This window comes from Streptomyces sp. NPDC093510 (assembly GCF_040683555.1).
Classification (GTDB): domain Bacteria; phylum Actinomycetota; class Actinomycetes; order Streptomycetales; family Streptomycetaceae; genus Streptomyces.
This window is the reverse complement of the sequence record NZ_JBFBEE010000001.1, coordinates 130,664-144,295: the sequence shown is the minus strand read 5'-3', so window position 1 is coordinate 144,295 and position 13,632 is coordinate 130,664. Positions and strand designations below refer to the sequence as shown.

Below are 13,632 nucleotides of genomic sequence, written 5' to 3'. Positions count from 1 at the left end.
CGCATGCGCTACATCATCATCGGATCAGGGGCCGTCGGCGGCACCGTGGGCGGACGGCTCGCCGAAGCGGGGCACGAGGTGGTGCTCGTCGCGCGGGGCGCCCACGCCGAGGCCCTGCGGGACGGCGGGCTGCGCCTCAGAACGCACGAGGGAACGCTGACACACCGGCTGCCGGTGGCCGAACAGCCCACTGACCTCGGCGAGTTGCGCGCCGACGACATACTCTTCCTCGCCGTGAAGACCCAGGACGTCACGGCGGCCCTCGACGCCTGGGGCGGCCGCCCGGTGACCGGCGGCGGCACGGCGGCCGAGCGGCTCCCCCTGGTCTGCGCGCAGAACGGCGTGGAGAGTGAACGCATCGCCCTGCGCCGCTTCCGGCACGTGTACGGCGTGTGCGTCTACATGCCCGCCTCCCACACGGAACCGGGCCTGGTCTCCGCCGTCGGCAGCCCTCGCACGGGCATACTGCACATCGGCCGCTACCCGGCCGGCACGGACGAGACCGCCCGACGCATATCGGCGGACCTGGAGAAGTCCCGGATCCTCGCACCCGTCGTCGCGGACGTGATGCGCTGGAAGTACGCGAAGCTGCTCGCCAATCTCGCCAATTCCGTCGAGGCGGTCACCGGGCCGATCACCGACGACGAGGCCAAAAACCTCTACGCCAGGGCCCGCGCCGAGGGCGAGGCCGCGCTCACCGCCGCCGGGATCGCCTGGGCGGGCGACGAGGAGCAGCAGAGGGCCCGCGCCGACCACATCCGCTTCGACCCCTTCGACGGGAGCCCGCGCGGCGGCGGCTCCTCCTGGCAGAGCCTGGACCGCGGCACGGGCAGCATCGAATCCGACTACCTCAACGGCGAGATCGCCCTGCTCGGCCGCTGGCACGGGGTGCCGACACCGGTGAACGACGCCCTGCAACGGGTGGCGAACAGGTGCGCCCGCGAGCGGCGGCCCGCGGGATCGATGACGGTCGCGGAGCTGACGGCGGAGGTCGACACCGGATGAAATGGCCCGCCCGCAAGAGGCGCGAATGGCCCAGAAGCCCGCGCCACTCGCTGGCTAGTGTCGGGGCATGACGACGACCGACGCCCGCACGCCCGCACCCGACGCCTCCGCCTCCACCACCCGGGTGGACTTCTACTTCGACCCGGCCTGCCCGTTCGCGTGGATCACCTCACGCTGGCTCCTGGAGGTCGAACGCCACCGCGACCTGGACGTCCGCTTCCACGTGATGAGCCTCTTCTTCCACAACGAGGGCAACGAACTCCCGGACTGGTACCGGGACCTGGTCGACCGCTCACTCACCCTCACGCGGATCGCCGCGGCCGCCGCGGACCGGCACGGCGAGAAGGTCCTCCGCGACCTCTACACCGCCTTCGGCACCCGAATCCACCAGGAGAAGAACGAGGACTTCGGGGAAGTCGCCGAGCAGGCCCTTGCCGAGCTCGGTCTGCCGGCCGGTCTCGCGGCGGCGGCGCACGATGCCTCGTACGACGAGGTGCTGCGCCGCAGCCACGACGCGGGCAGGGACCCGGAGGCCGGCGGCTATGTGGGCACGCCGACGATCCACGTCGACGGCACCGTCTGGTTCGGGCCCGTGCTGCGCGCGATCCCGCGCGGCGAGGAGGCGGCCCGGCTCTTCGACAGCTTCCGCGTCCTCGCGGGCCACCCGGACTTCTTCGAGCTGAAGCGCACGCGCACCGGCGGCCTCGACTACTCCTGAGGCCCGGACCGCTCCCCGAGCCGCGAGGTCATCTGGACGGTGAGGGTGCCGTGCTCCTCGGGGACCACGCGGCCCCGCGTATAGCCGAGCCGTTCGAGGACGCAGAGGGAGGGCGCGTTCTCCGAGTCGACCGTCGCGTGCACCTCGGCCAGGCCCAGGGTCTCGTGCCCGTACGAGGTCAGCAGCCTCGCCAGCTCCGTCCCGAGCCCGAGCCCCCAGCTCTCCCTGGTCAGGCCGTAGACGATCTCGTGCCCGTCGAGCCAGCTCTCCGGCGACGGCTTGACCTCGGCGTGCCCGGCGTAGCGTCCCTCGTACCGGACCGCCCAGACGGGAAACAGCCCGTTCGCGTACACATGGCTGAACATCCGCCCGAACAGCGCCCGGTCCTCCGCCGCACTCTGCATCCCGTCCCCGAACCAGCGCCCCACGGCCTCGTCCTGGAACAACGCGACGAAGTCGTCCTCGTCGGAGGCGACGTAGGGCGAGAGACAGAGGCGTTCGGACCGCAGTTCGGGTGTCATCCGCGTGACGGTATGGGGCAGGACGCGGGCGTGCAAACGGATTGTGCGGGCCGCTCAGCCCACCGCCCGTGGCAGGCCGATGGGGTTCGGGAAGGGCAGGACGTCCGAGTCGAGGATGTGGCGGGCCGCCGGTTCCAGCGCGGTGAGGAGGGCCTCCGTCTCCCCGGTGGGCAGCGGGCGGAGCAGGCGTGCCGCCAGGCGGTCCGTGTCGTCCTCGATGAGCTCGCGCTCCGTGAGGCCGCGCTCGGTGACCCGGCCCGTCGCGTCGAGCAGGCCGAGGCCGCGCATCCGGTCCACGGACACCGCCCACTCCTCCTCGGTCCAGCCCCGGTCCTGCCGGATGCCCGCCGCGTCGACGCGGTCCGTCGCGGCGGCCAGGACGAGACTCTCGCGGGCGTCCAGGCCACGGTCGGCGAGGACCGCGACATGCGCGTCACCCCGGAACTCACGTACGCACGTGGCGAGTTGCCAGAGCCGCTCGACCGGGTCGGAGCGGTGGGCCAGATCGCGGTTGGCGGCGAACAGGGGGCGGGCGAGCGACGGCGCGTCCTCGACCATGGCCATCAGGGGGCCGTTGACCGCGCTCGCCAACCCCTCGGCATCCGGGACCAGTTGGCGCAGTGCGGCGGCCGTGAGGCGGGCCCGCTCCTCGATGACCCGGTCCGGTGACGCGTACTCCCAGGCCGACGGCAGGGAGCGCGCCACCATGCCGGGAGCGAAGACACCGAGTGCCGCGGCGGCCACTCCAGGCCCGACCCGGCCCATCGGCGCGGTGCGGGCCGCGAAGTACCCCATCCAGAAGCCCTTGAGGCCCACGGCCCGGCCGAGGCCGCGGCACCGCTCCTCGAAATAGACCACCGCGTGCAGCGGTTCGGTGCGCAGCCACAGCGTGCGGGATCGGCTCGGGGTCATGAACCCACAAGCTAGGCCAGTGCGGGGGTCCGCGCCAGAGGCGCAACTTGGCAGGTGCCAGGCGCATACGCCCGGACGAACATCAACTCGCCACAAGTCCACGGAGATCCGCGGAGATCCGCGGATCTCCGCAGAGAACAGCGCTACGCCGCGTGCGTATGGGCGGACACGGGTGCGTGCATGGCCGCGTCATGGCGAAGGAGCATCAGCCGGGCGATTTCGGGAGAGTCGCTCAACGGGGCCGCGCAGAAGTCGGCATTCGCCTCCCGCGCGTCGTCCGAAATCCGGTCCGGCAGAAATCCCGGCGCGATGACGTACGGCGCGACGGCGACCCGTTCGACGCCGCCGGCCCGCAACTCCCGTACCGCGTCCCTGGTACGGGGGAGGGATGCGGAGGCGAACGCAGGCCGCACGGCGCACCAACCGGTGTGCCGCCACTCCCGCGCGATGTCAGCGATCACTGCGATCGCCTCCGGGTCGGATGACCCCGCCGAGGCCAGTACGACCCCGGTCGAGGACTTGTCGGCGGGCGTGAGGCCCGCCTCGTACAGCCGCCGCTCCAGCGCGTCCAGGAGCAGCGGCGAAGGCCCGAGCACATCGGCCTGCCGAATCCGCAGCCGCGGCAGCCGGGCGGCGGCCTCGTGCAGTACGGCCGGGATGTCGGCCTTGGCGTGGAAGGCCCGGGTGAGGAGGAGCGGCAGGGCGACCACGTCACGGACCCCGTCCGCCGCGAGCCGTTCGAGCACGCGCGGCACGGACGGAGCGTTGAAGTCCAGGAAGCCCGTCTCCACCCGCAGCCCGGGCCGCAGGGCCCGCACCCGCCGCACCAGGGCGCGGACGGTCGCGGCATGCCGCGGATCACGGCTGCCGTGGGCGATGACGAGGAGAGTGGAGTGCCGCATGGGTGCGCTCAGTTCTTGACGAGGAGGCCGCGGTTGCGAAGCACCCAGCGCTCCAGAGGGCTGAAGACGAGCAGCTCGACGGCGATGCCGACGATCAGGATGAGCAGGATCGCGGCCAGCACCCAGGCCATGTCCTGAAGCTCACGGCCCTGTTCGAGGAGCTGGCCGAGCCCGACGCCCAGGTCGCCGGACTTCACGATCAGCTCCGCGGCCATGAGGGAGCGCCAGGAGAAGGCCCAGCCCTGCTTGAGGCCCGCGATGTAGCCGGGCAGCGCCGCCGGGAGCAGGATGTGCCGCACGGCGTTGATGCCCCGCGCACCGACCACCCGGCCCGCCCGCAGGTACAGCGGCGGGATCTGGTCGACCCCGGCCACCAGGCCGTTGGCGATGGACGGCACGGCGCCGAGCAGGACCACCGCGTAGATGGTGGCGTCGGAGAGGCCGAACCAGATGATGGCCGCCGGGACCCACGCCACGGACGGCAGGGACTGCAGGCCCGACATGATCGGTCCGATCGCGGCGCGCACCACCTTGACCCGCGCGATGATCAGGCCGAGCGGCGTGCCGACGGCCACGGACACGAGGAAGCCGAGCGCGCCGCGCGAGAGGCTGGTCCACACGAACTCGTGGAGGGTGCCCTCCAGCCACTTGTCCTGGATGACCCGCGCCACGTCCACCGGGCTCGGCAGCAGATAGTGCTCTTTGACCTTGAAGTGGTAGGCGAGCTGCCACACCGCGAGGACGATGGCGATCGCCACGACCGGCGGCACGGCCTTGGCGAGCAGGGTCCTGCCGAACGGGGTGCGCTCGGAGGTCCGCGTGTCCAGGGCGTCGAGCCCGGCCTCCAGGCCCGCCAGCTGGTCGGACGTGGCGTCCGGCGCCCCGGGGCCGCTGCGCGGCTCCTGCCGCTCGGTGTCAGTGCTGGCCATGTCGGCGGATCTCCCCACGCAACTGCTCGGTGATGTCGACGGAAAGGTCGGCGACCGCGGGGTCCTCGATCCGGCGCGGCTGCGGGATGTCGACCTCCCACTCGCGGGCGATGCGTCCGGGGCGGGACGACAGCAGGACCACCCGCTGGGCGAGGCGGACCGCCTCGCGGACGTTGTGGGTGACGAAGAGGACCGAGAGGCTGGTCTCCCGCCAGATGCGGGTCAGCTCGTCGTGCAGCACGTCCCGGGTGATGGCGTCGAGCGCGGCGAACGGCTCGTCCATGAGCAGCAGTTGGCTGTCCTGGGCGAGCGCCCGTGCCATGGCCACGCGCTGCCGCATGCCGCCCGACAGCTCGTGCACCCGCTTGCCGTGGGCTCCCTTGAGCCGTACGAGTTCGAGGAGCCGCTCGGCCTCGTCGCGCCGTTCGGCCTTGGGCAGGCCGCGCATCTTCAGCGCGAGTTCGATGTTCTTGCCGGCGGTCAGCCAGGGGAAGAGCGCGTGCTCCTGGAACATGAGCGAGGGCCGCCCGCCCGGCACGGTGATGGTGCCCGCGGACGGGGCGTCGAGCCCCGCCACCAGGCTGAGCAGCGTGGACTTGCCGCAGCCCGAGGCGCCCAGGAGGGTGACGAACTCTCCGGGTGCGACGTCGAGCGTGATGTCGTCGAGCACGAGCTGCCGGTTCGCGGGTCCGCCGAAGGACTTGGAGACGTGTGCGATGCGCGCGGCGTACTCGGCCGCTCCGACACCGACGCCGTCCGTGGTCCTGTCGCTCTTGGCGAGTGTGGTGGTCATGGTCGTCACCTCCTGGGAAAAGTGGGGAAGCGGGGGGTTACCTGGTGCCGAGCCCGGCGTCGCCGAAGCCGGGCTGCGACGCGTCGACGAGCACCTTGTTGAGCGGCCGGAGGTCGTAGATCCCCTTGAGGTCCGGCTTCTCCAGGAGGCCCGCCTTGACCGCGTGGTCCGCCTCGGCGTCGAGCGTCGCGGCCAGCGGGTCGTCGGTGAAGTCGATGGACTTCCACGCCGGGTCGATGACCTCGTCGGGCAGCGGCTTGCCGGTGAGCTTCTCCAGCTGGGAGTTGGCGGCGGCCTTCGCCTTGCCGGGGTTGTCGTTGATCCACTGGTTGGTCTGCACCGAACCGCGCAGCACGGCCTCGACGACCTTCGGGTGCTTCTCCAGGAAGCTCTGCTTCACGATGATGTTGGTGATCACGAACTTCTTGCCGGGCCACAGGTCCTTCTCGTCGAGCAGGACCTTCCCGCCGTCCGCGACCAGCTTGGACGCCGTGGGCTCGGGCACCCAGGCGCCGTCGATGTCACCGTTCTTGAAGGCGATCGGCGTCACCTTGTTGTCCGTGCGGGTCACGGTGACGTCGCCCTTGCCCGAGTTGGCGTCGACCTTGAAGTTCTTCTCGGCGAGGAAGTTCAGCAGCGCGACGTCCTGGGTGTTGCCGAGCTGCGGGGTGGCGATCCGCCTGCCCCTGAGGTCGTCGACCTTCTTGATCTTCTTCGGGTTCACGACCAGGGAGACACCGCCGGACGCCGAGCCGGAGATGATGCGCAGGCTCTTGCCCTTGGACTTGACGTATCCGTTGATCGAGGGGGAGGGGCCGATCCAGCCGATGTCGATCGCCCCGGAGTTGAGCGCCTCGATCTCGTCGGGCCCCGCGTTGAAGTCCTGCGGCTTGATCTCCGTGCCGCCGAGCTCCTTCTGGAAGATGCCTTCCTCCAGGCCGACCAGCGCGGTTCCGTGCGTCAGGTTGGGGAAGTAGCCGAGCCTGACCTCCGAGAGGCCGTCGACGGGCTTGCCCTTGGCGGCGACCTTCACCGTGTCGTCCTTCGCCTCGGACCCGTAGCCGCAGGCGCCGAGCCCGCCGGCCAGCAGGGGCAGAAGGGCGAGCGCGGCCAGGCGGCGGTGCGCCGGGCGATGGATGCTGCGGGTGCTGGCAGGCACGGGAGGTGGTCCTCTCGTAGGCCCGGGATCACGCCGTCAGGGCGTGGCCGGGAGGTCGGCAGGTCTTCGTCTTCGCGGGGGTACGGAACGGACGTGGGCGCGCGATCGGTGCGCGCGCCCCGCCGGAGGCGTCAGGCCGCACATCGCGCCACCCCGCCCTGCCCGCTGCCGAGGGCGCCGCTGCCGATGCGGCCGCCCTCTTTCGCGAACGTCGCGAACACGTCGACGTAGGTCATGGTCAGAAGTCCCAGCCCTCGTCGTCCGCGGCGGGGCCGGCCTTAGCCACCACGTCGTCGGCGGGCGCGGCGAACGCGTCGCCCGCCATGCCCGCCGCGAGTGTCGTGCCGTCCGCCGGGTCGATGAGCAGGAACGATCCGGTGCGGCGCGAGTCGGCGTACGCGTCGAGGGCGAGCGGCTCGGCGGTACGGACCTTCACGCGGCCGATGTCGTTGGCGACGAGCTGTCCGGGCTCGGGGTGCTGGGAGAGGTCGTCGAGGGTGAGCCGCGACGGGATCTCCTTCACGATCGCCTTGACCGTGCGGGTGGTGTGCTTGAGCAGCACCCGCTGGCCGACGGTGAGCGCGGTGTCCGCGACGTGGCAGACCGTGGCCTCGATGTCCTGTGTGGTCTGCGGGACGTCACCGCTCGGCACCAGCAGGTCGCCGCGCGAGATGTCGATGTCGTCCTCCAGGAGCAGCGTCACGGACTGCGGCGTCCACGCCACGTCCACGGGCTTCCCCAGCAGGTCGATCCCTGTGACCTTCGAGGTCCGCCCGGACGGCAGCACCGTCACGGACTCGCCGACCCGGAAGGCGCCGGCCGCGATCTGTCCCGCGTAGCCGCGGTAGTCGGGGTGTTCGGGCGTCTGCGGGCGGATCACGTACTGGACGGGGAGGCGCGCGTGGCAGGTGGTCAGGTCGTGGCTGACCGGCACCGTCTCCAGGTGCTCAAGGACGGTCGGGCCGCCGTACCAGTCCATGTTCGAGGACGGCTCGACGACATTGTCACCGGTCAGCGCCGAGATCGGGATGGCGGTGATCTCCGGGACGCCCAGCTCGCCGGCGTACGCGGTGAACTCCTCGGCGATCTTCGCGAAGACGGTCTCGTCGTACGCGACCAGGTCCATCTTGTTGACGGCGAGGACGACGTGCGGGACCCGGAGCAGCGCGGCGACCGCGGCGTGCCTGCGGGTCTGCTCGATCACGCCGTTGCGGGCGTCCACGAGGACGACGGCGAGGTCGGCCGTGGACGCGCCGGTGACCATGTTCCGGGTGTACTGCACGTGGCCCGGGGTGTCGGCGAGGATGAACCGGCGCCGGGCCGTCGCGAAGTAGCGGTACGCGACGTCGATGGTGATGCCCTGCTCCCGCTCGGCCCGCAGGCCGTCCGTGAGCAGCGCCAGGTCGGGGGCGTCGGCGCCGCGGCTCGCCGAGACGCGCTCCACGGCCTCCAGCTGGTCGGTGAGGACCGACTTGGAGTCGTGGAGGAGGCGGCCCACCAGGGTGGACTTGCCGTCGTCGACGGAGCCGGCGGTGGCGAACCGCAGCAGGGTGGTGGCCGACAGCTGCTCGGTGGAGAGCGGCTGAACCGGCTCAGTGGTGCTGTTGCTCATGGTTAGAAGTACCCCTCGCGCTTGCGGTCTTCCATCGCGGCCTCGGAGAGCTTGTCGTCGGCCCGGGTGGCCCCGCGCTCGGTGAGGCGCGACGCGGCGATCTCGGTGATGACGGCGTCCAGCGTCGTCGCGTCCGAGTCGACGGCTCCGGTGCAGGACATGTCGCCCACCGTGCGGTAGCGGATCAGCCGCCTCTCGACGGTCTCGCCCTCCTTGGGGCCGCCCCACTCACCGGCGGTCAGCCACATCCCGGAACGCTTGAACACGTCACGCTCGTGCGCGAAGTAGATCCCCGGGAGCTCGATGCCCTCGCGGGCGATGTACTGCCACACGTCCAGCTCGGTCCAGTTGGAGAGCGGGAAGACCCGGACGTGCTCGCCGGGTGCGTGCCGGCCGTTGTAGAGCTGCCACAGCTCGGGGCGCTGGCGGCGCGGGTCCCACTGCGAGAACTCGTCGCGCAGCGAGAACACGCGCTCCTTGGCGCGCGCCTTCTCCTCGTCGCGGCGCCCGCCGCCGAAGACCGCGTCGAACTTCTCGCTCTGGATCTTCTCGGTGAGCGGCACGGTCTGGAGCGGGTTGCGCGTCCCGTCGGGGCGCTCCCGCAGCTTTCCGGCGTCGATGTACTCCTGCACGGAGGCGACGTGCAGCCGCAGCCCGTGCTCGGCGACGACGCGGTCGCGGTACTCGATGACCTCGGGGAAGTTGTGCCCGGTGTCCACGTGCAGCAGGGAGAAGGGGACCGCCGCGGGGGCGAACGCCTTCAGCGCCAGGTGCAGCATGACGATGGAGTCCTTGCCGCCGGAGAAGAGGATCACCGGCCGCTCGAACTCGCCCGCCACCTCGCGGAAGATGTGCACCGCCTCGGACTCCAGGGCGTCCAGGTGGCTGAGCGCGTAGGGGCTGTCGGTGCCCTCGTCGGTCACTGTGGCGACGGTCCTCATGCGAGACCCCTCTCGGTGAGCAGCGCGTGCACGGCCGCCGCTGACTCCTGCACGGTCTGGTTCTGCGACTCGATGCGCAGGTCGGGCGATTCGGGCTCCTCGTACGGGTCGTCTACCCCGGTGAGCCCGGAGATCTCACCCTTCGCCTGCTTGGCGTACAGGCCCTTCACATCGCGTACCGAGCACACCTCGACCGGCGTCGCGACGTGCACCTCCACGTACGCGGTGCCGCCCTTCTGGTGGCGTTCCCGCACCGCCTCGCGGCTGTCCGCGAACGGCGCGATCACCGGTACGAGCGCCAGCACGCCGTTGCGGGCGAGCAGTTCGGAGACGAAGCCGATCCGCTGCACGTTGGTGTGCCGGTCCTCGCGGCTGAAGCCGAGGCCCGCCGAGAGGAACTCGCGGATCTCGTCGCCGTCGAGCACCTCGACGCGGCGGCCCTCCGCGCGCAGGCGGCCCGCCAGTTCGTACGCGATGGTGGTCTTGCCGGCGCTGGGCAGGCCGGTGAGCCAGACGGTGGCTCCGGTCGTCACGTGGTTCTCCAGGGTCTGTTGCTGCTGAGTCTGCGGCGCGGTCATCAGTGGATGCCGCACTCGGTCTTGCTGTTGCCGGACCAGCGGCCGGCCCGCGCGTCCTCGCCCGCCAGGAGGCGGCGGGTGCAGGGGGCGCAGCCCACCGAGCCGTAGCCGTCCATCAGGAGCGGGTTGCTGAGGACGCCATGCTCGGCGATGTACGCGTCGACATCGTCCTGCGTCCACCGGGCGATCGGCGAGACCTTGACCTTCCTGCGCTTCTCGTCCCAGCCGACGACCGGGGTGTCCGCCCGGGTCGGCGACTCGTCGCGGCGCAGGCCGGTCGCCCACGCGGCGTACCCCTTGAGGCCGTCCTCCAGGGGCTGCACCTTGCGCATCCTGCAGCACAGGTCGGGGTCGCGGTCGTGCAGCTTCGGGCCGTACTCGGCGTCCTGCTCGGCGACGCTCTGACGGGGCGTCAGGGTGATGACGTTGACGTCCATCACGGCCTCGACGGCGTCACGGGTGCCGATGGTCTCCGGGAAGTGGTAGCCGGTGTCCAGGAAGACGACGTCGACGCCGGGCCTGGCCCGCGAGGCCAGATGGGCGACGACCGCGTCCTCCATCGAGGAGGTCACGCAGAACCGCGCGCCGAAGGTGTCGGCGGCCCACTGGAGGATCTCCAGGGCGGAGGCGTCCTCCAGGTCGCGCCCGGCCTGCTCGGCGAGCACCCTCAGTTCGTCGTCGGTCCGCTGCTGTCGGTCCTGAGCAGTCGTCATATCTGGTCCCCTCCACCGCTGGTGTGCTGAACGCCCCGGGCGAGCAGCCCGAGGAACTTCAGCTGAAAGGCCCGATTGCACGCCGCGCATTCCCAGGCGCCGTGACCGGTCTCGTTCGGACGCAGGTCCTCGTCGCCGCAGTAGGGGCAGTGGAACGGGGCGGCACGCTCGCTCACTTGAGGGCCTCCTCGGACGCACGCGAGGCCCAGGCGGCGAAGCGCTCGCCGTCCTCGCGCTCCGCCTGGAAGTGCCCGAGGACCCGCTCGATGTAGTCGGGCAGCTCGGTCGCGGTGACCTTCAGGCCGCGCACCTTGCGGCCGAAGCCCGCGTCCAGACCGAGCGCGCCGCCCAGGTGCACCTGGTAGCCCTCGACCTGGTTGCCGTCGGCGTCGAGCATGAGCTGGCCCTTGAGGCCGATGTCGGCGACCTGGATGCGGGCGCAGGCGTTCGGGCAGCCGTTGATGTTGATGGTGATCGGCTCGTCGAACTCCGGGATGCGGCGCTCCAGTTCGTCGATCAGCGAGGCGCCGCGCGCCTTCGTCTCGACGATGGCGAGCTTGCAGAACTCGATGCCGGTGCAGGCCATCGTGCCGCGCCGGAAGGGCGAGGCGTTGACGCGCAGGTCGAGCGCTTCGAGGGCGGAGACGAGCGAGTCGACCTGCTCCTGCTCGACGTCGAGCACGATCATCTTCTGCTCGGCGGTGGTGCGCAGCCGGCCGGAGCCGTGGGCCTCGGCGACCTCGGCGATCTTCGTGAGGGTGGTGCCGTCGACGCGGCCGACGCGGGGCGCGAAGCCGACGTAGAAGCGTCCGTCCTTCTGGCGGTGGACGCCGAGGTGGTCGCGCCAGGTGCCGGCGGGCTGCTCGGGGGCGGGCCCGTCGACCAGCTTCCGCTTCAGGTACTCGTCCTCCAGGACCTGCCGGAACTTCTCCGGGCCCCAGTCGGCGACGAGGAACTTCAGCCGGGCGCGGTTGCGCAGGCGGCGGTAGCCGTAGTCGCGGAAGATGCCGATGACACCGCCGTACACGTCGGGCACCTCGTCCAGCGGCACCCACGTGCCGAGCCGCACACCCAGCTTGGGGTTGGTGGAGAGGCCGCCGCCGACCCACAGGTCGAAGCCGGGGCCGTGTTCGGGGTGGTTCACGCCGACGAAGGCGACGTCGTTGATCTCGTGCGCCACGTCGAGCTGCGGCGATCCGGAGATCGCCGTCTTGAACTTGCGCGGCAGGTTCGAGAAGTCGGGGTTGCCGATGAAGCGGCGCTGGATCTCGTCGATGGCGGGGGAGCCGTCGATGATCTCGTTCTCGGCGACGCCCGCCACGGGGGAGCCGAGGATCACGCGGGGCGTGTCGCCGCAGGCCTCGGTGGTCGAGAGCCCCACGGCCTCGAGCCGCCGCCAGATCTCGGGGACGTCCTCGATCCGGATCCAGTGGTACTGGATGTTCTGCCGGTCGGTGAGGTCGGCGGTGCCGCGCGCGAACTCCTGGGAGATCTCGCCGATGACGCGCAGCTGCTCGGTGGTCAGCCGCCCGCCGTCGACGCGCACCCGGAGCATGAAGTACTCGTCGTCCAGCTCCTCCGGCTCCAGGATCGCCGTCTTGCCGCCGTCGATCCCGGGCTTGCGCTGGGTGTAGAGACCCCACCAGCGCATCCGGCCGCGGAGGTCGTTCGGGTCGATGGAGTCGAATCCACGCTTCGAATAGATCGTCTCAATACGTGTCCGCACATTGAGACCGTCGTCGTCCTTCTTGAACTGCTCGTTCCCGTTGAGCGGCGTGAAGTGACCTACGGCCCACTGGCCCTCGCCGCGGTGACGGCTCGCCTTGCGGCGGGGCGTGGCTGGGGCGGGCTTCTCTGGCGTGGCGGCCATGCTTGTACGTCCTTCGGGGCAGCGGGAAAGCAACTCTGACCTGCGGGTATGGCACGCGTCCGCACAGAGACGACATATGCGGGAACGTGCGCGCGGCGCTGCGCAGGGAGGGGGATCAGTGAAAGGGGAGCGGCTGTGCTGAGTCGATCAGCAAGCCGGACACATGGCGCTGGACATGCGGCCGAGGTCGACGTGACGTCGACTCACCAAGGCGTTTCCAGTGCGATCCATGCCGGAAGCGTGTCACGGGACTTTCGGCCCAGTCCAGCATTATCCAAAATGCGGACACCCTTGTCCCGCATCGTGGACAAGGGTGTCGTGGGTCACTCCGGAATTCAAGGTTCAGGCGCGGTGCGCTCCCGGCCAGGGCCCGGGGGCCGGCACATCCGCCTCCCGCTCGACCTTGGTGTCGAAGAGCTTGAAGCCGCGCCGCTCATAGTTGTCCATGGCGTGCTCGCCGTCCTTCGAGCAGGTGTGCAGCCAGACCCGCTCGGTCGCCGCAAGCCCCGGCCACCGCTCGGCCAGGTCCCAGGCGCGCGCCACACCGTACGACAGCAGGTGACCGCCGATGCGGCGCCCCCGGAAGGCCGGCAGCAGGCCGAAGTAGACGATCTCCACGACGCCCTCCGCCGCGTCCCCGTTCTCGCCGCGCGCCGCCAGCTCCACATATCCGGCGGGCGTCCCCTTCTCGTACGCGACCCACGTCTCCACGCCCGGCCGCTCCAGCAGCTTCTGCCACTCCGCGTAGGTGAGGGCGAGCCGGTCGGTCCAGCGGATGTCCCCGCCGACGGACGCGTACAGGAACCGGCTGAACTCGGGCGAGGGCACTTCGGCGCGCACGATCCGTACGTCGCCGTCGGGTGCGGCGGCCGGGAGCAGGTCGGTGGGCGACGTCTGCTCGAGGGACCAGGTGGTGACAGTGATGCTCATGCGGCTCAGAGAATCATGGGCGGGGGACCGCCAGGAGGCCGGGGCCCAC

Annotated in this window: 16 protein-coding genes; 2 read left to right on the top strand and 14 right to left on the bottom strand. The window is 71.0% G+C overall.

What is annotated here, in order from left to right:
- Window positions 1–3 precede the first annotated feature (3 nt).
- Both AB0N81_RS00560 and AB0N81_RS00555 read left to right on the top strand, forming a co-directional pair.
- Window positions 4–1,005 carry a 2-dehydropantoate 2-reductase N-terminal domain-containing protein gene (locus tag AB0N81_RS00560; RefSeq protein ID WP_365354358.1) on the top strand — a complete coding sequence of 334 codons (1,002 nt, stop codon included), beginning with the start codon at window positions 4–6 and terminating at the stop codon, window positions 1,003–1,005.
- A gap of 67 nt (window positions 1,006–1,072) precedes the next feature.
- Window positions 1,073–1,723 (top strand): DsbA family protein, encoded by a 651-nt coding sequence (locus AB0N81_RS00555; RefSeq protein WP_365354357.1) that lies wholly within the window; start codon window positions 1,073–1,075, stop codon window positions 1,721–1,723.
- Here AB0N81_RS00555 and AB0N81_RS00550 read toward each other — a convergent pair.
- The 14 genes from AB0N81_RS00550 to AB0N81_RS00485 form a co-directional block, all read right to left on the bottom strand.
- Window positions 1,714–2,244, bottom strand: coding sequence for a GNAT family N-acetyltransferase (locus AB0N81_RS00550; protein WP_365354355.1), 531 nt, complete (start codon window positions 2,242–2,244; stop codon window positions 1,714–1,716). The two genes, AB0N81_RS00555 and AB0N81_RS00550, sit on opposite strands and share 10 nt — an antisense overlap.
- Before the next feature lie 54 nt (window positions 2,245–2,298).
- On the bottom strand, window positions 2,299–3,156 hold the full coding sequence (locus AB0N81_RS00545; RefSeq protein WP_365354353.1) for a hypothetical protein: 858 nt from the start codon (window positions 3,154–3,156) through the stop codon (window positions 2,299–2,301).
- A gap of 143 nt (window positions 3,157–3,299) precedes the next feature.
- Window positions 3,300–4,058 (bottom strand): sirohydrochlorin chelatase, encoded by a 759-nt coding sequence (locus AB0N81_RS00540; protein ID WP_365354352.1) that lies wholly within the window; start codon window positions 4,056–4,058, stop codon window positions 3,300–3,302.
- A gap of 8 nt (window positions 4,059–4,066) precedes the next feature.
- Entirely contained in the window at window positions 4,067–4,987 is a 921-nt protein-coding gene (locus AB0N81_RS00535) for an ABC transporter permease (protein WP_365354351.1), read from the bottom strand.
- Complete coding sequence (locus AB0N81_RS00530; protein WP_365354350.1) at window positions 4,974–5,780, bottom strand: ABC transporter ATP-binding protein; 807 nt, start codon at window positions 5,778–5,780, stop codon at window positions 4,974–4,976. Before AB0N81_RS00530 ends, AB0N81_RS00535 begins: the two co-directional genes overlap by 14 nt.
- A gap of 37 nt (window positions 5,781–5,817) precedes the next feature.
- A complete protein-coding gene (locus AB0N81_RS00525) occupies window positions 5,818–6,939 on the bottom strand; it encodes an ABC transporter substrate-binding protein (protein WP_365354348.1) in 1,122 nt (373 codons plus the stop codon).
- Window positions 6,940–7,177: 238 nt separating this feature from the next.
- A complete protein-coding gene (locus AB0N81_RS00520; RefSeq protein ID WP_365354346.1) occupies window positions 7,178–8,551 on the bottom strand; it encodes a GTP-binding protein in 1,374 nt (457 codons plus the stop codon).
- Between the two features lie 2 nt (window positions 8,552–8,553).
- Window positions 8,554–9,492 carry a sulfate adenylyltransferase subunit CysD gene (gene cysD / locus AB0N81_RS00515; protein WP_365354345.1) on the bottom strand — a complete coding sequence of 313 codons (939 nt, stop codon included), beginning with the start codon at window positions 9,490–9,492 and terminating at the stop codon, window positions 8,554–8,556.
- Complete coding sequence (gene cysC / locus AB0N81_RS00510) at window positions 9,489–10,070, bottom strand: adenylyl-sulfate kinase (protein WP_365354344.1); 582 nt, start codon at window positions 10,068–10,070, stop codon at window positions 9,489–9,491. The genes cysD and cysC overlap by 4 nt, the downstream gene beginning before the upstream one ends.
- Complete coding sequence (locus AB0N81_RS00505) at window positions 10,070–10,783, bottom strand: phosphoadenylyl-sulfate reductase (protein WP_365354342.1); 714 nt, start codon at window positions 10,781–10,783, stop codon at window positions 10,070–10,072. Before AB0N81_RS00505 ends, cysC begins: the two co-directional genes overlap by 1 nt.
- Window positions 10,780–10,959, bottom strand: a complete 180-nt coding sequence (locus tag AB0N81_RS00500; RefSeq protein ID WP_365354341.1) for a hypothetical protein — start codon at window positions 10,957–10,959, stop codon at window positions 10,780–10,782. The genes AB0N81_RS00505 and AB0N81_RS00500 overlap by 4 nt, the downstream gene beginning before the upstream one ends.
- Window positions 10,956–12,653, bottom strand: coding sequence for a nitrite/sulfite reductase (locus AB0N81_RS00495; protein ID WP_365354339.1), 1,698 nt, complete (start codon window positions 12,651–12,653; stop codon window positions 10,956–10,958). Before AB0N81_RS00495 ends, AB0N81_RS00500 begins: the two co-directional genes overlap by 4 nt.
- Window positions 12,654–12,800: 147 nt before the next feature.
- On the bottom strand, window positions 12,801–12,884 hold the full coding sequence (locus AB0N81_RS00490) for a putative leader peptide (protein WP_317850486.1): 84 nt from the start codon (window positions 12,882–12,884) through the stop codon (window positions 12,801–12,803).
- 111 nt (window positions 12,885–12,995) lie between these two features.
- Window positions 12,996–13,583 carry a GNAT family N-acetyltransferase gene (locus AB0N81_RS00485; RefSeq protein WP_365354337.1) on the bottom strand — a complete coding sequence of 196 codons (588 nt, stop codon included), beginning with the start codon at window positions 13,581–13,583 and terminating at the stop codon, window positions 12,996–12,998.
- Window positions 13,584–13,632 lie beyond the last annotated feature (49 nt).

Excerpts from the sequence above, each read along its gene's own strand:
- AB0N81_RS00560 (WP_365354358.1), top strand. The coding sequence starts at position 4 with ATGCGCTACATCATCATCGGATCAGGGGCCGTCGGCGGCACCGTGGGC.
- AB0N81_RS00555 (WP_365354357.1), top strand. The coding sequence starts at position 1,073 with ATGACGACGACCGACGCCCGCACGCCCGCACCCGACGCCTCCGCCTCC.
- AB0N81_RS00550 (WP_365354355.1), bottom strand. The coding sequence starts at position 2,244 with ATGACACCCGAACTGCGGTCCGAACGCCTCTGTCTCTCGCCCTACGTC.
- AB0N81_RS00545 (WP_365354353.1), bottom strand. The coding sequence starts at position 3,156 with ATGACCCCGAGCCGATCCCGCACGCTGTGGCTGCGCACCGAACCGCTG.
- AB0N81_RS00540 (WP_365354352.1), bottom strand. The coding sequence starts at position 4,058 with ATGCGGCACTCCACTCTCCTCGTCATCGCCCACGGCAGCCGTGATCCG.
- AB0N81_RS00535 (WP_365354351.1), bottom strand. The coding sequence starts at position 4,987 with ATGGCCAGCACTGACACCGAGCGGCAGGAGCCGCGCAGCGGCCCCGGG.
- AB0N81_RS00530 (WP_365354350.1), bottom strand. The coding sequence starts at position 5,780 with ATGACCACCACACTCGCCAAGAGCGACAGGACCACGGACGGCGTCGGT.
- AB0N81_RS00520 (WP_365354346.1), bottom strand. The coding sequence starts at position 8,551 with ATGAGCAACAGCACCACTGAGCCGGTTCAGCCGCTCTCCACCGAGCAG.
- cysD (WP_365354345.1), bottom strand. The coding sequence starts at position 9,492 with ATGAGGACCGTCGCCACAGTGACCGACGAGGGCACCGACAGCCCCTAC.
- cysC (WP_365354344.1), bottom strand. The coding sequence starts at position 10,070 with ATGACCGCGCCGCAGACTCAGCAGCAACAGACCCTGGAGAACCACGTG.
- AB0N81_RS00505 (WP_365354342.1), bottom strand. The coding sequence starts at position 10,783 with ATGACGACTGCTCAGGACCGACAGCAGCGGACCGACGACGAACTGAGG.
- AB0N81_RS00495 (WP_365354339.1), bottom strand. The coding sequence starts at position 12,653 with ATGGCCGCCACGCCAGAGAAGCCCGCCCCAGCCACGCCCCGCCGCAAG.
- AB0N81_RS00490 (WP_317850486.1), bottom strand. The coding sequence starts at position 12,884 with ATGGATCGCACTGGAAACGCCTTGGTGAGTCGACGTCACGTCGACCTC.
- AB0N81_RS00485 (WP_365354337.1), bottom strand. The coding sequence starts at position 13,583 with ATGAGCATCACTGTCACCACCTGGTCCCTCGAGCAGACGTCGCCCACC.